The 24,733-nt window shown below is 41.4% G+C and carries 30 protein-coding genes, 1 pseudogene and 1 riboswitch; of the genes and pseudogenes, 30 read left to right on the forward strand and 1 reads right to left on the reverse strand.

Going from position 1 to position 24,733, the window contains the following annotated elements; genetic code table 11:
- Positions 1 to 279: a hypothetical protein gene (locus A7D23_RS12520; protein WP_021315961.1), complete on the reverse strand. Its 279-nt coding sequence runs from the start codon at positions 277 to 279 to the stop codon at positions 1 to 3.
- A 91-nt stretch (positions 280 to 370) separates the two neighbouring features.
- On the opposite strand from A7D23_RS12520, the gene A7D23_RS12525 reads away from it, so the two are divergent.
- The 30 genes and pseudogenes from A7D23_RS12525 to A7D23_RS12655 all read left to right on the forward strand — a co-directional run bounded on the left by A7D23_RS12525 (position 371) and on the right by A7D23_RS12655 (position 24,706).
- Entirely contained in the window at positions 371 to 568 is a 198-nt protein-coding gene (locus A7D23_RS12525; protein WP_021315935.1) for a hypothetical protein, read from the forward strand.
- Positions 569 to 623: 55 nt separating this feature from the next.
- Positions 624 to 989, forward strand: a complete 366-nt coding sequence (locus tag A7D23_RS12530; protein WP_021315932.1) for a PrgI family mobile element protein — start codon at positions 624 to 626, stop codon at positions 987 to 989.
- A complete protein-coding gene (locus tag A7D23_RS12535; protein WP_021315958.1) occupies positions 982 to 3,318 on the forward strand; it encodes a VirB4-like conjugal transfer ATPase, CD1110 family in 2,337 nt (778 codons plus the stop codon). The genes A7D23_RS12530 and A7D23_RS12535 overlap by 8 nt, the downstream gene beginning before the upstream one ends.
- Positions 3,319 to 3,392: 74 nt before the next feature.
- Positions 3,393 to 3,800: a DUF6075 family protein gene (locus A7D23_RS12540; RefSeq protein ID WP_021315956.1), complete on the forward strand. Its 408-nt coding sequence runs from the start codon at positions 3,393 to 3,395 to the stop codon at positions 3,798 to 3,800.
- A gap of 46 nt (positions 3,801 to 3,846) precedes the next feature.
- Positions 3,847 to 5,778, forward strand: a complete 1,932-nt coding sequence (locus A7D23_RS12545; RefSeq protein WP_021315933.1) for an NlpC/P60 family protein — start codon at positions 3,847 to 3,849, stop codon at positions 5,776 to 5,778.
- Positions 5,779 to 5,807: 29 nt separating this feature from the next.
- Positions 5,808 to 6,488: an EAL domain-containing protein gene (locus A7D23_RS12550; RefSeq protein ID WP_021315953.1), complete on the forward strand. Its 681-nt coding sequence runs from the start codon at positions 5,808 to 5,810 to the stop codon at positions 6,486 to 6,488.
- Between the two features lie 20 nt (positions 6,489 to 6,508).
- On the forward strand, positions 6,509 to 7,279 hold the full coding sequence (locus A7D23_RS12555) for an SAF domain-containing protein (RefSeq protein ID WP_242871529.1): 771 nt from the start codon (positions 6,509 to 6,511) through the stop codon (positions 7,277 to 7,279).
- Between the two features lie 20 nt (positions 7,280 to 7,299).
- Positions 7,300 to 8,103, forward strand: coding sequence for a hypothetical protein (locus A7D23_RS12560; RefSeq protein WP_038603060.1), 804 nt, complete (start codon positions 7,300 to 7,302; stop codon positions 8,101 to 8,103).
- Positions 8,104 to 8,131: 28 nt separating this feature from the next.
- The gene (locus A7D23_RS12565; protein ID WP_021315948.1) at positions 8,132 to 9,556 is read left to right on the forward strand and encodes an ATPase, T2SS/T4P/T4SS family; all 1,425 of its coding nucleotides are present in this window, start codon (positions 8,132 to 8,134) and stop codon (positions 9,554 to 9,556) included.
- A gap of 356 nt (positions 9,557 to 9,912) precedes the next feature.
- Complete coding sequence (locus A7D23_RS16450) at positions 9,913 to 10,509, forward strand: type II secretion system F family protein (protein ID WP_242871530.1); 597 nt, start codon at positions 9,913 to 9,915, stop codon at positions 10,507 to 10,509.
- 2 nt (positions 10,510 to 10,511) lie between these two features.
- Entirely contained in the window at positions 10,512 to 11,417 is a 906-nt protein-coding gene (locus A7D23_RS12575; protein WP_021315949.1) for a hypothetical protein, read from the forward strand.
- A 14-nt stretch (positions 11,418 to 11,431) separates the two neighbouring features.
- Positions 11,432 to 11,611, forward strand: a complete 180-nt coding sequence (locus tag A7D23_RS12580) for a hypothetical protein (protein WP_021315952.1) — start codon at positions 11,432 to 11,434, stop codon at positions 11,609 to 11,611.
- 20 nt (positions 11,612 to 11,631) lie between these two features.
- Positions 11,632 to 11,808: a hypothetical protein gene (locus tag A7D23_RS16155; RefSeq protein ID WP_021315957.1), complete on the forward strand. Its 177-nt coding sequence runs from the start codon at positions 11,632 to 11,634 to the stop codon at positions 11,806 to 11,808.
- A gap of 102 nt (positions 11,809 to 11,910) precedes the next feature.
- The gene (locus A7D23_RS12585) at positions 11,911 to 12,321 is read left to right on the forward strand and encodes a hypothetical protein (protein ID WP_242871531.1); all 411 of its coding nucleotides are present in this window, start codon (positions 11,911 to 11,913) and stop codon (positions 12,319 to 12,321) included.
- Between the two features lie 12 nt (positions 12,322 to 12,333).
- Positions 12,334 to 12,858, forward strand: a complete 525-nt coding sequence (locus A7D23_RS12590) for a hypothetical protein (protein WP_025205157.1) — start codon at positions 12,334 to 12,336, stop codon at positions 12,856 to 12,858.
- A 26-nt stretch (positions 12,859 to 12,884) separates the two neighbouring features.
- Positions 12,885 to 13,403: an A24 family peptidase gene (locus A7D23_RS15705; RefSeq protein WP_141690677.1), complete on the forward strand. Its 519-nt coding sequence runs from the start codon at positions 12,885 to 12,887 to the stop codon at positions 13,401 to 13,403.
- Positions 13,404 to 13,427: 24 nt separating this feature from the next.
- The gene (locus A7D23_RS12600; protein WP_025205159.1) at positions 13,428 to 13,694 is read left to right on the forward strand and encodes a hypothetical protein; all 267 of its coding nucleotides are present in this window, start codon (positions 13,428 to 13,430) and stop codon (positions 13,692 to 13,694) included.
- Positions 13,675 to 14,454: a hypothetical protein gene (locus A7D23_RS12605; RefSeq protein ID WP_025205160.1), complete on the forward strand. Its 780-nt coding sequence runs from the start codon at positions 13,675 to 13,677 to the stop codon at positions 14,452 to 14,454. The genes A7D23_RS12600 and A7D23_RS12605 overlap by 20 nt, the downstream gene beginning before the upstream one ends.
- A gap of 12 nt (positions 14,455 to 14,466) precedes the next feature.
- Positions 14,467 to 15,927 (forward strand): radical SAM protein, encoded by a 1,461-nt coding sequence (locus A7D23_RS12610; RefSeq protein ID WP_025205161.1) that lies wholly within the window; start codon positions 14,467 to 14,469, stop codon positions 15,925 to 15,927.
- A 15-nt stretch (positions 15,928 to 15,942) separates the two neighbouring features.
- Positions 15,943 to 17,136 (forward strand): U32 family peptidase, encoded by a 1,194-nt coding sequence (locus A7D23_RS12615; protein ID WP_025205162.1) that lies wholly within the window; start codon positions 15,943 to 15,945, stop codon positions 17,134 to 17,136.
- A gap of 1 nt (position 17,137) precedes the next feature.
- Positions 17,138 to 17,914: a hypothetical protein gene (locus tag A7D23_RS12620; RefSeq protein WP_025205163.1), complete on the forward strand. Its 777-nt coding sequence runs from the start codon at positions 17,138 to 17,140 to the stop codon at positions 17,912 to 17,914.
- Positions 17,915 to 17,978: 64 nt separating this feature from the next.
- Positions 17,979 to 18,959 carry a radical SAM protein gene (locus tag A7D23_RS12625; RefSeq protein ID WP_025205164.1) on the forward strand — a complete coding sequence of 327 codons (981 nt, stop codon included), beginning with the start codon at positions 17,979 to 17,981 and terminating at the stop codon, positions 18,957 to 18,959.
- Positions 18,960 to 19,128: 169 nt separating this feature from the next.
- The gene (locus A7D23_RS16455) at positions 19,129 to 19,422 is read left to right on the forward strand and encodes a hypothetical protein (RefSeq protein WP_021315512.1); all 294 of its coding nucleotides are present in this window, start codon (positions 19,129 to 19,131) and stop codon (positions 19,420 to 19,422) included.
- An 11-nt stretch (positions 19,423 to 19,433) separates the two neighbouring features.
- Positions 19,434 to 19,706, forward strand: a complete 273-nt coding sequence (locus A7D23_RS16460) for a DUF4367 domain-containing protein (protein WP_021315509.1) — start codon at positions 19,434 to 19,436, stop codon at positions 19,704 to 19,706.
- Positions 19,707 to 20,289: 583 nt separating this feature from the next.
- A riboswitch (cyclic di-GMP riboswitch) is annotated at positions 20,290 to 20,380 on the reverse strand.
- 142 nt (positions 20,381 to 20,522) lie between these two features.
- On the forward strand, positions 20,523 to 21,494 hold the full coding sequence (locus tag A7D23_RS12635; protein WP_021315514.1) for a DUF3231 family protein: 972 nt from the start codon (positions 20,523 to 20,525) through the stop codon (positions 21,492 to 21,494).
- Positions 21,495 to 21,566: 72 nt separating this feature from the next.
- Positions 21,567 to 22,544, forward strand: a pseudogene (locus A7D23_RS12640) (acyl-CoA dehydratase activase).
- Entirely contained in the window at positions 22,508 to 22,711 is a 204-nt protein-coding gene (locus A7D23_RS16285; RefSeq protein WP_021315510.1) for a hypothetical protein, read from the forward strand. The pseudogene A7D23_RS12640 and the gene A7D23_RS16285 overlap by 37 nt, the downstream one beginning before the upstream one ends.
- Positions 22,712 to 22,832: 121 nt before the next feature.
- Positions 22,833 to 23,174 carry a transporter associated domain-containing protein gene (locus A7D23_RS16290; RefSeq protein ID WP_021315508.1) on the forward strand — a complete coding sequence of 114 codons (342 nt, stop codon included), beginning with the start codon at positions 22,833 to 22,835 and terminating at the stop codon, positions 23,172 to 23,174.
- 368 nt (positions 23,175 to 23,542) lie between these two features.
- Positions 23,543 to 24,229 carry a TerC family protein gene (locus tag A7D23_RS12650; RefSeq protein ID WP_034378454.1) on the forward strand — a complete coding sequence of 229 codons (687 nt, stop codon included), beginning with the start codon at positions 23,543 to 23,545 and terminating at the stop codon, positions 24,227 to 24,229.
- 54 nt (positions 24,230 to 24,283) lie between these two features.
- Positions 24,284 to 24,706: a universal stress protein gene (locus A7D23_RS12655; RefSeq protein WP_021315513.1), complete on the forward strand. Its 423-nt coding sequence runs from the start codon at positions 24,284 to 24,286 to the stop codon at positions 24,704 to 24,706.
- The last annotated feature ends 27 nt before the right edge of the window (positions 24,707 to 24,733 follow it).

Genomic DNA, 24,733 nt, shown 5'->3' on the forward strand with positions numbered 1-24,733 from the left:
TCAAGTATTGATGTCCTCATTATATCGGCTCTCCTTCAGCTCCCGTCTGCGCCGGATTTTCTTGCGGATGCTTACAATCCAGCTCAATAAGACAAGACCGATCAGCACATACCAGATGCCCATGGCGAGGGCTTCATTATTATGAAGCCAATCCGCGAAGAAAAGCGGCACGACAAAGGCATAAAGCAGGGGAATACCCAACCGGAAAAACGACGCAATTTTAAACAGGAAATTTAACACGAACATCAACAAAAATATGCAGATCGATACGTACAACATCAATTAACCCTCCTTTTCTGATTCCATTATGACGCAGTAAGGAAAAAAATGGAAGGGCGTTGCGCTGATTAAGACAAAAGGAGGTACCGGGATGAAAAAGGAAAGCTTAAACGAAAAGTTGGAAAAAGAAAAGGAAAAACTCCATAAACTTGGGGATGAAGCCATGAAAAAGTGTATCCCCCTCAGGGAGGACGAGGCTTTTATGTCTCAGAACCGCAAGGTTGACGAATTGGTATTTAAAATCCAAAAAGAGAAAGAAAAGCACAAAGAAAACCGGCAGGAACGATAAAAATTCCGATAGCGCTTTATTTAGGTGCTATTTTTTATTTGGAGGCGATTGAATTTTGGAAGTCAAAATCAACCGGGAAATCCGGGATTACACGGAAAGCTTGTTTTTTGGACTGTCTATGCGGCAGTTCGTTTTTTCGGTATTGGCTGTCACGGTTGCCGTTGGCATATACTTCGGCCTGCGGAATTTCTTGGGCACGGAAACTGTGAGCTGGGTGTGCATTTTGGGGGCGTTTCCCTTTGCGGCATTGGGGTTTATCAAATACCACGGCATGACGGCGGAGCAGTTTTTATGGGCGTATATCAAATCGGAGTTTCTCATACCCAAAAAGCTGACCTTTTATCCGACGAATGTTTATTACGAATCATTGAAACAGAACATTCAAAACCGCGAAAAGGAGGAATGGAAACGCCATGATTAAGACTTTGCAAAAAATCATGAAGCAGGATAAAGAAAGGTTTGTCGTACCCAAAGGCGTCCAGCAGGCTATCCCTGTCCGTGCCATCTGGCCGGATGGGATATTTCGGGTGGGCAACAAGTTTTCCAAATCCTTTCGCTTTGAGGACATTAACTACGCGGTGGCGTCTAAAGAAGACAAGGAAGCGATGTTTCTCTCCTATTCGGAGCTTCTCAATTCCTTTGACAGCGGAGCGACCACCAAAATTACCATCAACAACCGCCGCTTAAACAAAGCGGACTTTGAAAGCTCCATCCTGATCCCGCTAATGGAGGATGGGCTGGACGAATACCGCAGGGAATACAACCAGATGCTTTTGGATAAAACCACAGGTTCTAACAGTATTGTGCAGGATAAATATGTAACTGTATCGGTGCTGAAAAAGAACGTTGAGGAAGCACGGAACTATTTTTCCCGCATCGGCATCGACCTGATCACCCATTTTTCCCATCTGGGTTCTAAGTGCGTGGAATTGGATGCGATCGACCGACTGCGCATCCTGCACGATTTTTTCCGTTCCGGTGAGGAAACGGATTTTCATTTCGACTTTTCCAAAATGATGAGAAAAGGGCACGACTTTAAGGACTATATCTGCCCAGACACCTTTGAATTTGAAAAAGACCACTTCCGCATGGGAAATAAATACGGGCGCGTCATCTTCCTGCGGGAATATGCCAGCTACATCAAGGATAGCATGGTGTCCGAGCTATGCGACTTAAACCGAAGTATGATGCTGTCTTTGGATATCATCCCCATTCCCACGGACGAAGCCGTGCGAGAAGTGGAAAACAGGCTGCTCGGCGTGGAAACCAATATCACCAACTGGCAAAGGCGGCAGAATCAGAGCAACAATTATTCCGCTGTTGTTCCCTACGATATGGAGCAACAGCGCAAAGAAAGCAAGGAATTCCTCGACGACCTCACCACCCGTGATCAAAGGATGATGTTTGCTGTCCTGACGATGGTGCACATTGCGGACAGCAAGGAACAACTGGACAGCGACACCGAAACTCTGCTTACCACCGTACGGAAGCACCTCTGCCAGTTTTCCACCCTGACTTTCCAGCAGATGGACGGGTTGAACACGGCCCTGCCCTACGGCCTACGGAGAATCGAGGCCATCCGGACGCTGACCACCGAAAGCACGGCGGTGTTTATTCCTTTCCGGGCACAGGAAATTTCCCATAACGGGGGCATTTACTACGGGCAGAACGTTATTAGCAAAAACATGATTATCGCCAACCGCAAACTGCTTTTAAACGGCAACAGCTTCATTCTGGGGGTATCCGGCTCCGGCAAGAGCTTCACTGCCAAGCGGGAGATTGTCAATCAGATTCTGTCCAGCGACGACGACATTATCCTGATTGATCCGGAGCGCGAATATTCCTCCCTTGTCAAAGCAATGGGCGGCGAGATCATCCATATTTCCGCGACCTCCCCGAACCACATTAATGCTATGGACATGAACCGGGATTACGGTGACGGAGCAAACCCCGTCATCCTGAAATCCGAATTTGTCTTGTCCCTGTGTGAGCAGTTAATCGGCGGCCAAAACCTGGGTGCCAAGCAGAAATCCCTGATAGACCGTTGCACCGCGAGCGTGTACCGGAAGTATCTGCAAAGCAATTTCCAGGGAATTGCGCCCACCTTGCAAGATTTTCACGCGGAACTCTTAAAGCAGGACGAATCGGAAGCACAGGAAATTGCTCTGGCGATTGAGTTGTTCACCAGCGGCAGTCTGAATACCTTCGCCAAACCGACCAATGTGGACGTGAACAACCGCCTGATTTGTTACGACATCCTTGACCTCGGCAAGCAGCTGCTCCCCATAGGAATGCTGGTGGTGCTGGACAGTATCCTGAACCGTATTACGCAGAACCGGGCAAAAGGCAAAAACACCTTCATCATCATTGATGAAATCTATCTGCTGTTCCAGCATGAGTATTCCGCCAATTTTCTTTTTACCCTGTGGAAGCGCGTCCGGAAATACGGGGCGTTTTGCACTGGCATCACGCAGAATGTGGACGATCTTTTGCAGAGCCACACGGCAAGAACAATGCTTGCGAATTCTGAGTTTATTGTCATGCTCAATCAGGCTTCTACAGACAGAATGGAGCTTGCCAGGCTTTTAAATATTTCCGACCTTCAGTTAAGCTACATCACCAACGTGGATGCGGGGAACGGTCTGATTAAGGTGGGAAGCTCCCTTGTACCCTTCGCCGATCAATTCCCGCGCAACACCAAGCTCTACCGCTTGATGACCACAAAACCGGGGGAACAGGCGGAAGTCTAACCCTATAAGCTAAGGCGAAAGGCTGGGCAAATAAACGGACGGCTTTTTCCATCATTATTGAGGAGGAAAAGACAATGGAAAATATTCGGTTTGCCAACAAAGAGCATGAGGCTTTTTATTTCAATATGCTCGCAGCGGCAGGCAATACCGACGTGTACCACAGGGCGTTTTTTTACACGATGGGAATCAGTGCGGAAACAAGGAACCATATCCGTTCCTTGTTTAACTTTGAGGAGAATTGTATCCGGCCACAAAACCTTGTGGCGGCTTGGCAGACAGGCGGCACTACCCGATTGTGCCGTCTGGCCTTTAACCTTTGGAACGGGTGGACGGAGGACGAAAAAGAGAAATACTCAACACCTTATGAACTGTTTGACTGTCGCTTTGCGCCGTACTTTTTTGAAGCAATCCGGCTGCGTTATCCCGAATATTGCAGGAGTCTAGAGCATCCAATGCCGCATTTTTCCACAAAGGAACGGTAATTTTGCAGGAAAAACTTGAGTTCACTTGCGGAAGGAGGTACGCGCTTTGAAAGAAATCAAAATCAAATCGACTATCAAGGACATTAAAGCGCTGGATAAAGTCACGGATGTATCCCACAGAATGAAAAATGCCTATATCCGCACCAAAGATCAGGCGAAACAGAACGGGCAAAACGATGATTGCAATTATGTGGACAATGCAGGGAATAGAGTACAAAATGGCACGAAAACCATTACCCGTAAAGCGGGATATGCTACGGGAAACTACGGCAAAAATGCGGTTCGAAAAATCAGAAAACGCCAAATGGGGAATACAGATGCTTCATATTCTGGTGCTTTAAGTGGGAATCAGGCGCGGCATATCTCTAAAAGTGAAACCAGCAGTCCAAGGATAGAGCAGAAATTTGTTCAGAGGAAAACAATGCAGACGTCAAATCAAAAAGCCGCTCAAGCTCAGGCAAAACAAGCGGCTGAAAGAAAAATTGCGCAGACTGTCCAAAACCCTGTTTTCCAACGGGTAGAAAAAGCAGCTGCGCAGATCGGCAATACCTCCGGCCAAACAGGGCGTACGATTAAGCGATCTGCCGAAGCCGGTGAAAAAACTGTAAAGGAAGCAGCTAAAGGTACGATTAAAGCGGTGCAAAGAACGGTCAAAACCGCTGAGCACAGTGCTAAGACTGCCATTAAGACCTCACAGTCGGCGGCAAAAAGCGCCTCCAAAACCGCACAAGCCACCAAAAGGGCGGTACAAGCAGCGCGGGCGGCAGCGAGAGTAGCAGCTGTCTCGGCAAAAGCGGCGACAAAAACAATGGTGGCCACAATTAAAGCGATCATTGCAGCATTAAAGACCCTGATTGCTATGATTGCCGCAGGAGGCTGGGCGGCAGTTGTAGTTATCCTGCTGGTATGCCTTGTAGGGCTTATGTCAAGCTCGGTTTTCGGGGTTTTCTTTTCCAACGAAGACAGCGGCAAGAACACGCCGGTAATGTCGGAGGCCGTCAGTCGGCTGAACGGAGAATTCACGGCACAACTGGAACAGATAGAGAAGGAAAACCCGCATGATACGCTGGATTTGTCCAACAACGGCAACAGCACTATGGTCAGCAACTGGCGGGACGTCCTGGCAGTTTACGCGGTGAAAGTGGCTGCCGATCCGGAAAAAGGCATGGAAGTTGCCACCCTTGACGACACAAAATTGGGAATAATGCGGGACATCTTTTGGAATATGAATAAAATCGACTACTGGCTGGAAACGATTGAGCACACGGACGGGAAAACAACCAGTACCGAGACTGTTTTGCATATCTGTGTGACCGCAAAATTTTATTCGGACATGCTCGCCCAATATCATTTCAATCCGCAGCAAGTGGGGATGTTGAATGAGTTGATACAGGACAAATACCGAGAGCTATTTATGAAGCTTATCGGCAGCTATACGAATATTACTCTTTCTCCGCAGGAAATCGCTTCTATTTCACAAAACCTGCCGCCGGATTTAGATGAACAGCGCAGAAATACTGTTCTGGCAGCTTATTCCCTTATCGGCAAAGTAAGCTATTTTTGGGGCGGCAAATCCACAGTCATCGGCTGGGACAGCCGGTGGGGAACACTTACCAAGGTAACAGCTGAGGGAAGCCTAACCACCGGGGCAGTACGGCCTTACGGACTGGACTGCTCAGGATATGTGGCATGGGTATTCGTCAACGCGGAAAATAATAAAGATGCTGTAGATATAATAGGAAGCGGTACTTCAAGCCAGTATGCCGCCTGTACGCCGGTAAACTGGAGCAACGCACAGCCGGGGGATCTGGCGTTCTATCTCGACTTAAGCCATGTGGGCATAGTTGTTGGCAAGCAAAACGGAGATATGTTGATTGCCAATTGCAATGCCGGAGAGAACAATGTAGCGGTAACCAGTGTTTCCGGCGCAAGTTCATCAGGCTTCTATATGATTGGCAGACCTAAATTTTTTGAATAGCTGTCTCCTTATCTTGATAGTAAAGGCGGGTGATTATCACGGATTGCCAATCAAAAAGTTCTGCCTGTTTTCTGGACAATATTTTGTCCGGCAGGATAAAAACAGAAATAGCTTTTCAGCCAATTTGGGATTTGCAGAAAATGAAGGTATTCGGTTTTGAAGCATTAGCCCGATGGGGAAATCTTAGGCCCGATAAAGTTTTCTTAGAGGCTGCCCAAAATAATTTAGTGCTGGAATTGGAAACTTTGATTTTGGTGGAAATATGCCGGATCGGAAAAAGTACAAAAGGAAAGACGTTTATTAACGCTCATCCAAGCTTCCCCGATCCTTATTTTTGGGAATGTTTAAAAGGTCAAAATGTAGTTTTAGAAATAACGGAATCGGATAAAATTTGCTTTCCGGCCCTAAATGTCCTAAGAGATTTAGGTTTTATTTTGGCGTTAGATGATTTTGGTACCGGTTCGGCAACATTAGAATCTTTGTGTCTTGTCGAGCCTGAATATATTAAGCTTGATAAAAGCCTCATCCAATCAAAGAATATTTTAAGCCGGGATAGCCTGATAACGGCTTTTGTCGGACATGCCACAAGAATGAATACCAAGGTGATAGTTGAAGGCATAGAAAACCGTGAACAATTGCAGGCTGCAAGGATAAACGGTTCTCACTACGGACAAGGTTATTTCCTCGGAAAACCTGAAATTATTTGTTGAAGGTGATAATAAATTAAGGAGTGGTTTTTTTGAGAAGAATATTATTTATTTTAGGTTTGGTTATCGCTTTAGGGAGCGGCATAGGCCTTTATTTTTATATGGATTATGCAAAAGGTTTGATTTCTGTGGTTTATGCCGCCACAAATATTACTGAAGATACCGTTATAAGCGCACAACAATTGAAAGTTAAAAATGTTCCAAGGGAAAGTGTGCCTTCAGGAGTTGCAGCAAGTATCAACCAGGTAGTAAATAAGTCTCTTAATTGGCCTTTAAAAGAAGGCGATCCGGTGCGGTTGGATAAGATAGAACAAAACACGAAGGCGGAGGTTGAGAATTCCCGATTAATCGCCTTCAAAACAGATTACAACGGATCCATTGCCGGTCTCGCCAAATACGGACAAACCGTCGACCTTGTTTTAACTCTTGACCCGAAACAAACAGGCAATTTATCGCTTTCAGGATATATTGTCACGGGTTTATTTATTGAAGCGACTGCTGATTCATCGGGGAAGATATTATCATCTGCAGATATCCCGAATTTAAATAAATCAGCATCTGTTGTGAGTTTATCAGGTAGTGAACAAACAACCGGCATCCCAGTAGAAATTATTGCAAAGGTTACTCCTAAACAGTTTTTAGTAATAAAACAGGCCGAAACAATGGGAACTATTTCGTTGGGGCAGCGCGATAAGAATGCCAAAGATCTATACAACATAAACAATGTTATCGAAAATTCACAGATGAATATTGGCAAAGATTTTATTGTTTCATTGCTTCAGCTTCAAAAGTAAATGTTATGGGAGGAAATCTTATGGCTGATGAAAATAAAGCGGTTAATGAGCAGGTGAAGAAAATAGTCGCGTTGTGGAGTGTGTGCAGTGTTGGAAAGTCGACACTTGCTTGCAATCTTGCCCGAAAACTGGCAAAGGAAACAAACTTAAAAATTGGGTTGTTGGATTTTTCGTTAATAACGCCCTGTCTCCACTTTTTTTTAGATCTGGAAGATAAAGAAAGCTCGATTGAATATATCCTTAAGTCTTGGCAGGATAAATATTCTTATCACGAGTTACTTAAGGAAAACGCCCACATAAATAAGAACCTTCCAAATTTATTATGTTGGACAGGATTAATAAAAAAACCTGAATTGATAGATAAACTTGGGGATATTCAAGCTCGTACAATAATCTCTGAGTTGTCCGGTCTTGTAGATATTCTCTTTATTGATGTACAAAGCGATACGCTGATTATTCCTACAGACGTATCGCTTAAAACAGCAACAGATGTTTTGGTTATTGTTGACCAGAACAGAAACACAATTGAAAACACCGCTAAATGGCTTAACAATTTGCATGCCCGAAATATGGAAATAAGCAAATTCAAACTGATCATTAACCAATATTCAAATAAGGCACTGTACACAAAAAATAAAATTGAGAGCAATCTTGCGTTGCCGTTGCTCGGAACAATTCCGGGTGTTTCCAAGGTAATTTATGATAACGCGACTGTTTCGTTGATGCCATTGTTAAAATGCGGTAAATTTGATAAATCAATTGAAAACATTCTGTTGCAGCTTCATTTATATAAAGCCGTAAAAAAACGTCGTATATTTTTTTGATGCGGAATTCGAATTGGGGGATATTTAAATGAGAATCAGTTCAGCTAAAGCTGTTGAACAAAAAGCATATGACACAGATAGCAAAAATCATCTAGATAAAACAACAAGTATTATCCAGTCAGTATTGACTGAAAATCACCAAAAATTGCTTAATGATGCTATTTACGGGGTAGGTGAATGTCAAAAACAAATCCGCAATGTTATAAAAGATATCATTCGGCATGAGAAACTGGATGTACCCGATATGAGTATCGATGAAATTGCCTGGGGCGTATATAAATTCATTATTGGGTATGATGTTATCCATGACCTTCTTCTTGATCCGGAGATAACAGAAATATGCGTAAATGGTCCGTATCAAATTACTTATAAAAAGAATGGAATCAGGTATTTAGCAAAGGATATTAAGTTTACAGATCTGTCCCACCTTGAAAAAATAACAGAACGAATATTGCTCACCTGCCACTCAGAAGCTAACGAGGGTAGCCCTATGGTGGATAATGCTTGGCTTCCCGATCGAAGCAGGGTTGTAATCAATAAAAGCTCAATCGTCCCCAGCCACGGAATTACATTAAATATCCGGAGATTCAGGGATAAAAACTTTTCCTTGGAAGAACTTGAAAAGATCGGGACGTTAAAAATAGCTGAGAAAACCAGATCTCTTAATTCTCTTAATAAAGATTGTGAAGAGAATAAAAGTATTCCAAGCGAAGGACATTCCTATCGGCAGCTTGATTTTATTCGGGATGTGGTAAGAGCGGGAGCTACTATTATAGTCAGCGGTGGGACTCACACCGGAAAAACAACTTTGATCCGTACCCTGTCCTCGATTTTCCAAGATCTTATTCCGGATGAAAACGGTCCTGGCGATTCCGAAAGCGGTTTGCGGATAATAACTATCGAAAACGGGCCGGAGCTGCAGCTGGCAAAATACTACCCTGGCCTTGAGGTTGTTGAAATGCTTGAACGCGATACTAAATACAATCCTATAGGTGTAGAGGAAATTTATCCGCAGGTTATGAGAATGGATCCGGATGTGATTTTGGTTGGTGAAATCCGTTTCCCGGTCGAGGCAATGTATACTTTGCGGGCCATGCGCTCCGGTCATGCAAATACAATGGCTTCAATTCATACCTATGATGCTGAATCATGCTGTCAGGAATTACGAACCAAGGTTCAAGCTATCTCCAATGTCAGTGACAAGGTAATTAACACTGAAATAGTTACGGCAGTGGATATTATTATTCAGTTGGGGATCGTGGATAGAAAAATTGAAATCACCCAAGTAGCTGAATTGGATTTGAATCCGGAGTGCAATATTGTCATTAAAGATATTTTTAAAAGAGATAGCGACGGGAAAATGATCTTTAACCCCATAAGCAAAAAACTTGCTTATCGTCTTATTGCCAAGGGCAGAAAAAATGCTGGTGATGTTAAGAGGTGGTTGGTATGAGGCTTGTTCTTTGTTATGGAATAAGCATTGGGCTTTTATTGTCTGTAATTGTATGGTTTCTCGGGAAAAAAGAAAAGAAGCAAATATCAGGTTTCATAAATAAAAGAATAAACTATTTGCATGACAAAGTGAAAAATAACAATAGGATGAGTAATTTTGCAAGATATTACAATCAAAGAATCTATATTACAAATTTGAAGTTGAGCTTAAAAGCTCTTTTTTTTATTAGTATAGGGTTTTGTTTTATTGCTTTTTTCCTGTCAATAGTGATCCTTTCTGAAAAAATTCCGAATCCAATCTATCAGAATCCGGGGGCTATAATCGTAAGCCATAATATTTTCGGGATTGTTATTTTTATGATTGTCGGCTTCATGATCCCGTGGGTATTGTTAAATTTAATCTATCACAGTATGCGAAGAATGCTGAATAAACAAGCCTTGAACACTTTCAATCTTATATTAAACAATTATATTGTGCGTAATAATCTTGAAGCTGCAACCTGGGATTCAATTGCTGCCATGCCTTCTCAAATGCGCTCTTTGTTTAGCCGAATCCAGTCCCGGGTCAATAATGGGGAAGAATTCGACACGGTTATATATAAAATATCGATACTTCTAAAACTGCAGTCTTTCAGGGATTTTTACAACGTTATCGTTTCTTCGAGAATGGCCGGGGGCAACACGGAAGATCTTTTATACAGGCTTTCAGACAAAATCAGATCAAGAAAAAACAGGGCCCAATCAATTAAAGAGGATCTTAATCCGCTAATCTCTAAAGCTGTGGCTTTTACGCTGGTAATGATTCTTACGTATTTCGGCGTAAGTCTTGTTTGGCCGGATTCAATCGCCCTGGTAAAACAATCCTCAATAGGACATCTTTATATCAATGCCATAATAATCTCCATTTTAATTGAGGCTGCTCTGTTACTGAAATTCTTATCAATGGAGGATTAGTGATGAATATGGTGTTGATTTGTTCTATAGGAATTTCACTGGGTTTAATGCTGCTTTTTGCGGCGTTTTTTATTAGGACAAACCGTAAGGAGTCTAAAAGAATAAATTCTATTCACACTACTGTGCTTTCATATAGACAAACTCAGGAATCTAGTTTAGAAAAACTTCGCAAAAAGACGGCAAATTATATCTCTAAATTATTAAGCAAAAAGCCAGGGCATAATCGTTCAGCTTACATGCTGGAAATACTCAAACAGCCTGGAAAACCAATGCCGATAGGATATACGGAATATAAGACTATTAAGAATTTATCCCCTTTCATATTTGCGGTCTTATTTGGCTTTGCAGGCTTTTCTGTAAAAGACTTGCTGATGGCAACAGGGTTGATCTGTACAGGTTTTTTTGTGGGGATAATAGCGCCTACGGCTATTCTTACGTATTTTTACAACCAATACAAAAATGATCTCATCAATGAGTTGTCGGAAATCATGACCTATATCGTTGATTTAAGAAAAGCAGGACAAACAATACCCGATTCTATTCGCGGGGCCTTATTCGCGACAAATAAATTACGGCCTCACTTAGAAAAACTCTTGCAAGATATGTCAATTACAGGGCCAAAACCTGCACTTGCAAAATTGAGTAAAGAAACCGATATTGATGAATTAAAAAACCTAGCGGATATTTTAATGCAATCTATCACCATTGATAGTTCAAATATGGTTGCATATTTGGCAAGCCGGTCACGGGACATTGAATATATTGAGGGATTAAAAGAAATAAGGCGGTATAAAAACAAGAAAATGCTTGTCGAGGTCTTGACCGCAATTCCTTTTATTATGATCCCGGTAATCATTCTTGTCCCGCTGCTATACCAGGCAAACCAAAGCCTTGGTCAAATAATGTAGGGAGGTGGCAATATGTGAAAAAAATTGTCTGCTATCTGGCAACTGTGCTGCATGATGAAAGGGGGGATCTTGTTCAAAATATCGTCTTGCTGCTCGGCGGTATTCTGGCAACGATAGGCATTGCAGTGGTTCTTTACAATACAATAACAGCCAAAATAGCAAATGACTCAGCCGGAATGAGCAAACTTAATTAAGAAGGGGGGTTATTTTTTTTATGGGAAAAATTCTAAAAAACCTTTACAAAGATGAAGGCGGAGATCTTGTTCAAAATATTATTTGGATCTTCGGTGGTGTTCTGGCCACGGTGGCAGCCGTATCGGTGCTGTTTGTTACAATCCGGGGTAAACTGACGGATATGAATACCAGTATAACAAATATCACGACTCCTTAATGAAAAAATTCCTCACTGTGAGGAGGAAGGGAGAGGGCGGATAGTATATGTTCAGACGTATGCTATCCGCTTACAATTATGCATAAATTACGAAAAAAGCCAATGAGAAACCCTGATAATGAACGCGGATCTACCTTGATTGAATTCTTGATTGTCTTTGCCTTATGGATGGCGATATTCTTCACATTTATATCGATGTTTTTCCTTAATAACTTACAGGGTTCAATGGTTAATGCCGTGAATCTCGGGTTGGAAAGGGCTGCTATTGTTGGAGGAACTACGACAGAGGTCCGAAATCTAATTAAAGATCAACTGAAACACACCGGCGTCGATACTGGTTTATTTTCGATTACAGGGTCGGGCAGTGATACAAGCCGCGTTGCTTATGGACAATATATAACAATTTCCATAACAGGACCCCGAAAATTTACTGATTGGTCAAGCGGGAACCCGGTTTCCAAATCGGAGACGGTTACAGTAACCAAAACAATCATGAGTCAATATTTGCCTTAAATGAGGGTGTTTATGAAGAAGCTATATAAAATAATAAAAGACGACCGGGGTTCAACTTTAATTGAACTGCTGATTTTTTTGGGTATTTTTCTAGCCCTTATTGGCTGGGCGACGGATTACTACCACGCAATAAACATAAAACGAGGAATAACAGACAGTATAAAATTTGCCGCTTTAGCGGCCAGCCAGCAAACCGACCAGGCCAGATTAAACCAAGGTATTTTGGCTATAGACTCAACGCAAGCGGATGTTGTTTTTTTAGAGATGTTAAAGAAAAATTTATCTTTGGACAATAACCTCAATCCGCTACCGGGCTCGCCGGTGATTTATGTTAATAAAGCAACGCTTTATTATCAAACCTATAATTCTGATGTTTTGCCGGCAGTAAGCCCGATAGACAGTCACGCTATCACTGAGCCGTCCTATGTGGTTTATATTGAAGTCAGAGTAAGTCGCGGCTTAACACAAATCGTAAATTCAACTCCATATTGGACTATTAAAGTAGCCAAAGACGCTGCTTTAAAAATCTCACCATAATTTGAAATGTAAGGATGATGCAAGAAATGGTCAATGATTTAGCATTTTTGGTACCTTTAATGATGCTGTCAATTTGTGTTTTGACGGATTGGCGGAAGCGGAAAATATATAATTGGGTGACAATACCCGGTTTTGTTATTGGGATAATTTATATCATATACGCCAAAACATATTCAGTAAGTTATGGCTTTTCTTTTTTATTCCTTTTCTTAATTCTCTTATTCGTCTATTCCCACGGGGCGATGAGGGGAGGTGATGTTAAATTGCTGATGGCTCTCAGCCTGTTTTTAACACCCGGGGCCTTCTTCTTTAATTCAGCTCTCTTCATGTTTTCAGCTTTCTTTTATTTCTTTTTCCAAACTGTACGGGTTAAAGGCTTATCCCAAACTATTAATGATGTAAAAACAGATTCCCTTGTTTTGATAGCTATCGGAGAAAATAATAATTCCTTTGCAAATGGTGTAGAAAGCAGGTTTTTCCCCGGCGGCGGAGCCGCTTTGATCTCTTTATGCTATATAGTTACATCATTCTTGTTTTCGTATTAAAATTATTTCTAAGGGGATGTGGATATGGTGAAATGGGAATTGGATGTTTCGGATAACTTAAATCAAAGAACGGAAGGATTTAGTGCTTCGATAGGGATGAGCAGGGAAAGGTTTATCACGCTTGCCATATTGTCTCAGCTGGAGGAAATGGAGATGAATATGGACGAACGTCGCAAAACTGCTGACCCGTCGGAGAAAAAAACACTTTCCCAAACCTATATTAAAATAGGTGATGAGGATGTTCCGGTAGGTCCGAAAGGAGGATACGACCATGTTAAAGTTAAGAGTTAAAACATTTTCTATTCTGCTTCTTGTTTTGTCCTTGATTCTTTTTGGGTGCAGTTCCAAAAAGGCCGAGCCGGTACAAAATGTTCCGGTCCAGCAGGATACCCAGACTCAAAAAAATATTCAAAGCCCGGAAAAGGAGCTTGAGCCGATTAAAGAGGCTGAACCTGAGCAAGTTCCACAGCCGGAAGTCAAAAGCGAAACAAAAGCTGAGTCCAGTGCTGAGCCCAAAGTCCAGCCAAAGCCTGAGCCGGATCAGCCAAGCAAGCCGGAGCCGGAGCAGAAACCTCCCGCCAACTCCGGGTTATCTTTGTATAGCTTGGGGCATCAGGTTGATGTCCAAAACAATGTTACCAAAACAGACAAAGAGAAAGTCGTTTATGAAGCGGCCGCCAGGTGGCTGGTAGAGTTCAAATCTACCGATTATAAAAAGCTTGAGGCAATGTCGCAAATGCCGGGAAGCAGTTACACGACGGCAAATTTCCAAAATTCGTTGGACAACTTTTATCCGAATTTCAAATCGGAAAGCATCAAAAATAAGGATACCAGACAAGTGAAGTCTTTATGCCTTGACGATATAAGTTTTAGCCAAATCCCCCAGTTAAATAATCAAGAAGGGGCTTTCCTGAAGTTGACCATCGTAATTAATGCAGCGCAAAATGGGGGCAACTATTGGGTAAGCAAATATGAAGAAAGAATTATTTTGCTTCAGGCAAACGGGGTTTGGAAGGTTGATTCTGAAGAAAACACCCAGCTGAAGATGTAGGGGGGTATACCTATGAATTTAATAGCCAAAGATGAATTGTATCAGTTCCGTAAATTCAACAACAAATACGAAAGGGAGTTGCGCAGCTCAGTTTACCAGGAAATTATGCCCGCCATGAGTTCCGGGGAGATTCTGGACGTTATTGCCGGCAATAAAAGCATGATGTTCTCTATGTCTCTCAAGCAAATAAAAAGGCATAACGATTACTTTGAGGGGGATATCGACTTCAAAAAGATGGCTGCGGCGGAAAATATTACGTACCCCGATAAAACTACTTTGATCGTAAAAACGACGCATGCCTGCAACTTGCATTGCCCGTATTGTTACGACGTGATGTTTCGTAAGGATCTTAATGCGGAAGGCAACAAGATCACGCTGGAAGTGGTCACGCAGATTTTAAAAGTGTTCAAAGACGTGAATGTCGGCACCTGGATATGGCACGGCGGGGAGCCTTTGCTGATCGGGAAAGAATTCTATGAAGAGGCAAATGCCCTGATCAAGCAGCAATTCAAGAAAGCAAATATTTGCATGCAATCCAATTTGACGCTGATTGACGATGAGAACGCCGCTTTGTTAAGGAAGTGGAACATCCGGCCGGGGTTTAGTTTCGATGGCTTAACAAACCATTTGACCCGGAAAAATACCAATAGATTAATGCGGTCCATTGCCACAGCGGATAAAAACGAAGTCTTGGGCGGCGCAATCATGATCATTACGAAAGATAATATCCACCAAATGATTGACGAATATGAATACTTTAAGCGCTTAGGCCTGGGCTGCAAGATGAATCTCATCTTTGCGGCCCATAAAAATATGAATTCCTATACCCTGGACGGGAAAATGACTGCCGAGAAGATTTGCCAATTCTTTGACTATTGGATTTTAGATACTTATAGGCCTGCTGATTCTGATCTGTGCGAGAGATATTTAATGGCCACTTTGGATGCTGGCGGTTCGTGCGCTTTTACGGACTGCGCAGGGAAGGATTACTGGTTTTCAACTCAGCCCGACGGTACGATTTATCATTGCGGCCGGGACTGGCCGGAGAGCGCTTCCGTGTCCTTCGGGAATATTTTTGAGATGGAATCGGTTCAGGATATCTTAAATCATCCCAATCATAAAAGATGGCACGAGGGAACCCGGCGGATGCTGCAGCATTGCAGCGATTGTGATTATTTCTACAGCTGCCATAGCGGCTGCTACAATGACAACATCCAGTATGACTTGTCAATGAATAAACCGGAGCCTGATAATTGCTACACGCACCAGCACGTGATCAGCCATATCATAAGCCTTATTAATGAAATTGATTTTGACGATATGCCGAAATATAACCCGAGATTCTTAAACTTTTTATTCCGGCATCAATTCAGGAGCGCCAAGATGATGAAAAATATTTTAGAAGAATCTATTAAACGGATCGAAACTCCTGTTAATGCGGAAAATAAGCTAAAGGAGTTTCTCGTTATTTAAGAGAGGTTGATATTTATGATCAATATTTTTAAGAAAAAACAAAAATTCCAACCCCCAAACCAGCCAAAGGAACTGTACTTCTCAGTTCCTTTATTGTTTGACTATGGGTATATTCAGGAATTGACAAGGCTTAACAGCCAGGATAAGACGAAGTATAAGATCCGCTCTGTTTATAACAGTTTGCCTGTTACTTCCTATGCAAAATCAGGGCATGAACATGGCCGGTCAGTTAATTTGCAGGAAGATAGCGGTAGAATCCGGACCCTGGAAGATTTGAGGCCCTATATAAAAGAACTTTCAGAAAACGGGTTGGCGTTCATTTATCTGATGAATAATATCTCAACCATTTCCCTGTATGACTTTGAATCGAATATTCCCCAACTGAAGCAGTTTGTCGAGCATCTGGCGGATATTGGGGTGCGAAGCATTACGGTTGGAAGCCAGCTTCTCGCCGACTTCCTGAAAGATGAATTCAGCGGGTTGGCAGTAAACGCCTCAACGATGATGGATATTCGGTCAATCAACCAAGCGAAGTATGTCAGCGAGAATCTAGGGATCTCCAATATCATTCCTGCATCCGATCTTAATAAGGATTTTGCTTTTATTGAATCGTTTAAAAAGCTGCTGCCTGGTGTTGGCTTGGAATTGATGGCTGATGAGGGCTGCATATTTTGTTGTCCGACCAAGAATATTCACTATGCCTTGTTTGGCAAGCAGGAAAACATTCATAAATGTAGCCCGTTATTCCGGGAATTCCCTAAATTCATTTGCGATCAGATTACCTTTAAAAGTCCGGCAATTCAAATGGTGCTGAACCGGATTATTTACCCTTGGGAAATCCCTTGTTATGAGAAAATGGGGGTCAACAGCATCAAGCTTGTTGGCAGGGATCACCCCAAGCCGGAATTGGTCAATAAGATTAAGGCCTATATGCTTGGCGTTACCGATCCGGAATATGCATTGAATGAATTCTATAACACTTACAATTCGCGTTTTATGAACAACGTTTTCCATCCGTACGGGACGCTGAAGATGAAGGAAATATTTGAGTTTTTGCCGAAGCTCGATTATTTCATGGAAAATAAGCCGCAATGCGCCGCCAAGTGCGGGGCTATATGCAAGTATTGTTTTAGTAAAGCGGAACAGATTGAGAATTATGTTGCGGGGAAAGGGCAGGCAGATCCATTATCCTGTGCAGTAGGTGAATGACATGGCAAGAACCTTTTCTAGATTGAAAAAATTGCTGTTTGCCTTTCTTTCATTAAGCATCCTTCATACTTCAATAACCCAAGACCTGGTTCTTGACAACAATCATCCGGATCGGCCCAAAGCCAAGGAGGGCAAATACTCCAAGGCTTTGGGCCTTAAGTTTTCCTTGCAGCCCGAAAAGGCGTTCGCTTGGGTGGAATGGTCCTGGCCCAACTCTGGATGGAGCAATTATCAAAATTATGGCGCATATAGTGATGTCTACAACAATACTTATGGCAATTACGTAAATTGGAACGCAAATTACAATAATGCTGGTGTTTGGGAAAACCATTCGCAATGGGAAAATCATAGTGAAACATGGAGCCAATATTCGAATTGGACTGCTTATTCGAATTACAGTAACTACAGCAACTACAGTAATTATGGTGATTGGGGCGCATATAGCAATTATTCCAATTATAGCGATTGGAATAACTGGACACCGCCCCCGTCGGTTGTCGCAAGTGTACAGGCCGTTGCATTTCCAGACACCACAATTCAGATTACAGCAACAACAACCGGAACCACCACTTCCGTCACTGTGACGAATACTTTTAATTCAACAGTAATTGCCTTTACAAATACCGGCGGAAATACATGGGTGGGATATTTTAATATCCCTGCCAGGACAACTGTTCAGCCGATAACTTTTTATGTTACCGCCAGTAATAGTTACGGATCGAGCAATGCTGTTGCCGTCACAAACGTAAAACACTTTCAAAATGTAATTACCCGGTAAATTAAAGCATCATTGCTATTGTTCGGAATGTTCTAAAGATATTTTGTTTATAAGGAGTGTTACCATGAATATTATGTTAAATAATTACTGCAACTTAAATTGTTCATATTGCTTTGCAAATTGTAATCTGAAGAACAAGGTTGATATTTCTGATGATAATTATGGATATATAATCAATTTCTTTAAGAAGTCGGCGCATGTTGATTTAAGATTGCTCGGGGGGGAGCCGACACTGCATCCGAATTTTGAAAAATGGGTGAATCAAGGAACAGACGATCCATTTTTCCGGAGAATTCAGATTTTCACCAATGCCATTGCTTTGGAAAATGCATTGAGCCGCTCGATAGTGGATAATAAGGTTTCGTTTTTGATTAATTTGAATGGGCCCGATGTGATCGGTGAAAATCTATATAATAAGACAATAGACAATGTAGAAAACCTGGTATTTGAATATCGCAGAAGAAATATCGAACCTCAAGTTACGCTCGGCATTAATATCTTCGAGCCGAATTTTAAATATCAATATATTATTGAGCAAAGCAAAAGACTAAAATTAAAGACCATACGATATAGTATTACGGTTCCCTCGGATAATAAGCAGAATGGCAGTCTTGAACATTATGAAAGTTTTGTTCCTGGATTAGTTGACTTCTTAGATGATTGCCATAAAAATGGGATTTCTCCTCATGTTGATTGCAATAATCCACCCAAGTGTATTTTTACTAATGAGCAGCTTGTAAATTTCATTTACTCAGGTTTTGATCTTATCCATAAGGGAATATGTTCACCGGTTATGGATATACGGCCCGACTTGAGCGTCGCCCGATGTTTCGTTTTTGAAGATTATCTAAGGGTAAATATTAAAGATTTTAATACCGTTCGAGATGTCAACGATTTTTTTCTGCGTGAGATTGACAGTAAAAGATATAGCAGTCTAGCGTTTAAGCAATGCGCTGGATGCAGGTTCTGGGACGAAAAGAAATGTATCGGCGGTTGTTTAGGTTATAATATCGAGGGAAAATCATCTGCTTGCTGTGCAGGATAGGTTTCCTCACTGCCGCATAAATATTAACAATTATAATTATAGAATATAGGAAGTTGGTTTATCCTTATTCTAAGCTCCAACAAATGCAACTTAGAGCAAGTTAATTGCAGTTATTAAAGCTGATCTGTATGAACTAAGCGCTTTGCCGTCGGAAGACAATATAGACCATATGTTTTCACCGGAATTTGAAAGGAAAATGAAGGCGCTTATTCGTCAAAGCAAAAATAATAAATCAGTCAGCAGACGACATAGAAAGTTGGTCGCGATTCTTGTTGCCGCCATCATATTATTGTTTGGATCCGCAATGAGCGTATCGGCTGTACGGGAAACTGTCTTTAAGTTTATAACAGAGGTATATGAAAAATACACGCAGGTATCTTTTGAGAAAATGCAGTCTTCCCTGGCAACCAATGAAGATTTTCAGTCTATGCACCAACTCAAATACCCGCAGGGTTTGAGCTAATCAATGAGAATTTGAATGGCATCGTTTCGCTGGAATATGAAAATGGAAATGACTATCTGAATTATGAGCAAAAAAAACTTGATAAGGTTTCCATGCAGATCAATACGGAAGGTATTGATCTGGAAGAACTGGAGTTTAACGGCTTGCCTGCTAAGTATTATTCCAATCAGGGAGTGCAAAACCTTATTTGGTATGATAATAATTATATGTATATTATATCCTCAACCTTAAACAAAGATATGGTCTTGGACATAGCTAAAAGTGTTAAACTTTATCAAAAGTAAAGAATTATGCCAAACCCTTATTTATTTTTCCTTTTCTGCTATGTAAGAAAGGTGTTCAAACGTGACTTTCTTGAACTTTTTTACCTGTTCAAAATGTTTGAAAAAATATCCAAATACTGTAACAAAAAAACTTGTATCGTTTGGAATCTGCATGTTGCTCCTATTTTCGTTTTCAGCACCGCTGCTTGCGGTAGATGAAAGCCCTACGCTCACATCTCCAATAGGGGTGAAGTATGTCTACGTTAACAAGGCAAGCAGTACCTTGTCGATTTCTAATGGAACAGCCACCGTTAATGGCTATGTGCAAAGGACGCCTTCGGGCACATACATTCAACTTACATCAACTCTCAAGCGTTATTCAAGTGGATCATGGGCAATGGTAGCAAGTTGGTCAACAATTTCCACATCATCCTCGGCTTCCATATCAGAAACTTATACGGTCTCTAGCGGTACTTACAGATTAGCAACGTACTATGCAGTCAGTGATATTTTGTCGACTCTCATTTTAGCAATTAAATCCCTTGGTCATGCATAAAAAAGCCTGCCGATTCTTAAGTGAAGGGCAGGTTATACACGTATTCTTTACGGCAACCCGGCCATCATTGCGATTTGGTGCTCGCCTTAGACCCGTGGCTTTGCGTCCCTACCTTTCGGCAGGTTTGCCTTTATCGGTTCATAGTTAAACTTTTCTTATATTATATACTTTCTATTGCATGATTAATGTCGTTTTATGTAGTCCCGGCAAATTTCAGTAATAAAAATATAGATTATGGGAAATATAGTTTAGAAAATATAACAAAAAAAGGAGTATCGCATATGATTTTTTCAAAAATAAAGCAGCCAAACAGTCCACCTCCAGAGATAAGTACAGCTGAAGTATATAATCTCTGGGATGTTATAACTGGGTATTACGAATCTCTTGAGTACTTGAAAATGCTGCGTATTTATACCCATGACCCAGATTTAAAAATAAAGCTTGATGATACGATTTCCGACATTTCGGGGCGTTCAAAAAAAGTTGAAAATATTATGTCTCATTTCAGAATCAGAACACCTGATTCTCCCCGCAAAGAAGTGCCTGCTTTCGTTAACTCTCAAGCAATGCCTGATGAGCTGATAGGGAAATATCTACTGTTAATTGCTCAAGAGCGGATTGAAATGAAAGTGAGATGTGTCCGTAATGCACAATATGTCGATAAGGTTCGGGAATTCTTTATTTACCTGGTTAATGAAGATATCAAGAACCTGAATTCAATAATAAAATACTTAAAATTAAAAGGGTGGATAGAACAACCAATATTGGTGCAGAATGTACCTCCGGAATGTAACGAAAAAATTGATGTTGCTGAAGCATACCATATTTGGGATCACTTAGTTTTCCGTTATTTAAATATTGAGCAAACAAATTTGTTCGTACAATTAGCTCATGACGGAGACTTTAAACTATTGCTGGGAAAAGGACTGGACATTTTAAAAAAACAAAAAAAAGAACTTGAAAAAGAAGCAAATTGCTTTGGAATTAATTTCCCTAAGCAACCGCCGAAAGAATTGGGCCATATGGAAAACACTGAATTCATAGACGATGATTTTATTTTTAATTTGCTCTTAAATGGCCTAAATTCGGCAAGCATTATCCATGCTCAGGCGGTCAAGAAAGCAACAACGAATGACCGCATAAGGAACCTCTTTGCCAGGCTGTTAACGGAGGAGATTGATGCCATTGATGGATTAATCAAATATGGAAAGGTAAAGGGATGGTTAGTAACCCCGCCTTTATATAGGCTGTAGCATTTTTCTGCCAATGCTGTTATTATTTATTACTTTTAATAATTAAAAGATTTCCGGAAGTGAGAAAAACAATTGAAGGAAAAAGAATATTATTTAGGAATTGATGTTGGGGCTGTCAGTACCAATCTGGTTATTACCGATGAAGACGATAACATGATAGAGAGGCTTTATTTGAGAACCAGCGGCCACCCTATCAATGTCCTGTGCAACGCTATGAGAATCATATCGGAAAAATTCGGAAAGGACATTATTGTAAAAGCTGTTGGCACTACGGGAAGCGGCAGGAAGCTTGCAAGTGTGATTGTGGGAGCAGACGTTGTAAAAAACGAAATTACGGCTCATGCTGTTGCAGCACAGAGCTTGGTGCCCGGGGTAAACACCATTATGGAGATTGGAGGACAGGACTCCAAGATAATAATCCTTAAAAATGGAGTGGTGACCGATTTTGCCATGAATACCGTCTGTGCGGCAGGTACAGGTTCTTTCCTTGACAGGCAGGCTTCAAGGCTTGAAAGCCCTATTGAGGAATTTGGCGGTTATGCCCTGCGTTCAAGCTCATCTGTAAGAATAGCAGGAAGATGTGCTGTATTCGCTGAATCGGATATGATACACAAGCAGCAGACAGGCCACAATGTTAAGGACATTATAAATGGATTATGCGAAGCGCTGGTGCGGAACTATTTAAACAATCTGGCAAAAGGCAAGGACATTGAAGAACCTGTCGTTTTCCAGGGTGGAGTTGCAGCCAACATAGGTATTGTGGCAGCCTTTGAAAGAGCATAGGATAAAAAAATATTAATTCCAAAGCATCATGCCGTTATGGGAGCGTACGGGGCAGCATTACTCGCAAAAGAAAAAATTTCACGGAATAACACTATAACCAATTTCTATGGTTTTGAAGCTGCAAACAGCAACTATAAGGCTAAAAACTGGGAATGTCATGGCTGTCCCAACCTGTGTGAGGTTATAGAAATATTATCGGATAGTCAGACTCTGGCCCGCTGGGGAGACAGATGCGGCAAGTGGTCGCAGTTGACCACTGCTGTGTAAGAGAGGAAAGCTATAAGCACGGTCTGATAGAAAAGTCAGAGTATACCTATGTCGATAACATTTTTGAATTTACGGATAAAGATGTAAAAGATGTCATGATCCCTCGTACGGATATGGTATGCGTTTTTAAAGAGGATTCCTTTGAAAAGTATATTATAAACGGATAATGTCGTCGGCTTCATACACTTAAGAGATTTATACGAGCAGAAAATTCATACCAATATAAAAAATATTGATAGTATTATCCGCAGTCTCATTTCAGTTCCTGAAAGTAGGCCTATCAATGACATGCTGAAAAGATTTCAAAAGGGAAAAGAGAATATTACCGTAGTAATTGATGAGTATGGCGGGACGGCAGGTATCGTAACCGTAGAGGATATCCTGGAAGAAATCGTTGGCAATCTGAATGATGAGTATGATGAAGAAGAAAAGGAAATTGAAGTCATTGACAGCAATACATTTCTTGTCAATGGTATGGTTCATCTGGAACGAATAGGGGATTTAACAGGGGTGGAGCTTCCCGTCGAAGAATATGATACGCTCAGAGGCTTTTTATTTGGCAACTTGGCAGGATATCTGCTGCTACCGAGAAGCCTGTTATTGAATATGAAGGGCTCGTGTTCAAAATAGAAAAAATAAAAGATAAACGGGTGCTGTTGGTAAAAGTATGTAAATCATAATGCAGAGGGTGCAATGACGGTGGCAATGCTTGTGTTCCTGTTGACTAACGCTTTGCAGTATAGTATGCTATTTTTATTAAAGGGGAGTAGCTTATAAGTTATAAAGTCAACAATCGGCATTCGCGCTTGCCTGGCTTTATACTCCAGATGGGAAGCAAGACCTTTAACACAATTCATTATTTGACGAATTGTGTTAAAGGTCTTTTTAGATAGATTAGAACTAAAAGGGAAATAATAATGAAATAGTATCCCGAAGTAGGCTTGAGTAGGTTTTGGAGAATCAATAAAATGTTATTAGCAAATAGGGAGTGGTTTTTGATGGAGTTCTTTTCCCCAGAATTTTGGTCGGCGTTATTGGCCATTATTATTACGGACTTAGTCTTAGCCGGTGATAACGCTATTGTCATTGGCTTGGCAGCTCGAAACGTACCATTAGAGAAACAAAAGAAAGTTATTATTTGGGGAACCTTTGGCGCTATTGCTGTTCGCACACTATTAACCTTTGTCGTCGTATGGTTGTTAAAGATTCCCGGCTTATTATTGATAGGGGGGATATTGCTCATCTGGATAGCTTTCAAACTGCTTGTTGACGAAAAAGGGCATGGTGAAATGAAGTCCGGAGAAAGCCTGTGGAGTGCAATTAAAACGATTATTATTGCCGATGCTGTTATGGGGATGGATAATGTCCTGGCTGTAGCGGGTGCAGCCCATGGGAGCTTCATTTTAGTTGTTTTGGGACTGTTGATTAGTGTTCCAATCGTCGTCTGGGGAAGTACACTTATCCTCAAATGGGTAGAACGTTACCCCATCATCATCTACATTGGTGCCGGCGTATTGGCTTGGACCGCATCCAAGATGATCGCAGATGAACCTTTCTTGAAAGGGTTTTTCGAAGCGAATGCAATTCTAAAATGGGGATTGAGCATTGTAATAATTGCCGGAGTTCTCTTAACAGGCAGGATTAGAAAACAAAAAAAGAGCAAACAATCAACAAATCCATCCTGAGATTTGAGTTAAATGACCTTGGAAAAAATTATAAAATAAAAGGAGTGCATGTACATGACAAAAATATTGGTACCGGTTGATGGATCGGCGGGTTCAGACAAAGCGGTTCGTTTTGCGCTTACGCTTGCTGAAGGAAAGGATAAAGAAATAATTCTATTAAATGTCCAACCCAGTTATAATACTCCGAATGTAAAGCGTTTTTTTACTCAAGAACAAATTCATTCTTATCAAGAAGAATTGAGCAAAGAGGTGTTTGATCGCACACTTGAAATCACCAATGAATTTCACATTCCGGTTCGCACCATTGTCAGGAACGGAGATCCTGGCAAAGAGATCTGTGAGGAAGCAAAAGAAAGATCCGTCGATTTCATCGTTATGGGTTATAGAGGGTTTGGAGCCGTCAAACGAGCCATTTTGGGGAGTGTTGCTACCCATGTGCTTCATGAGACCCATTGTCCGGTAATGATTGTTCCGTAGGCAATAAGTTGGGAATTCCTATATGAA

The organism is Dehalobacter sp. TeCB1 (assembly GCF_001707455.1).
Lineage (GTDB): Bacteria > Bacillota > Desulfitobacteriia > Desulfitobacteriales > Syntrophobotulaceae > Dehalobacter > Dehalobacter restrictus.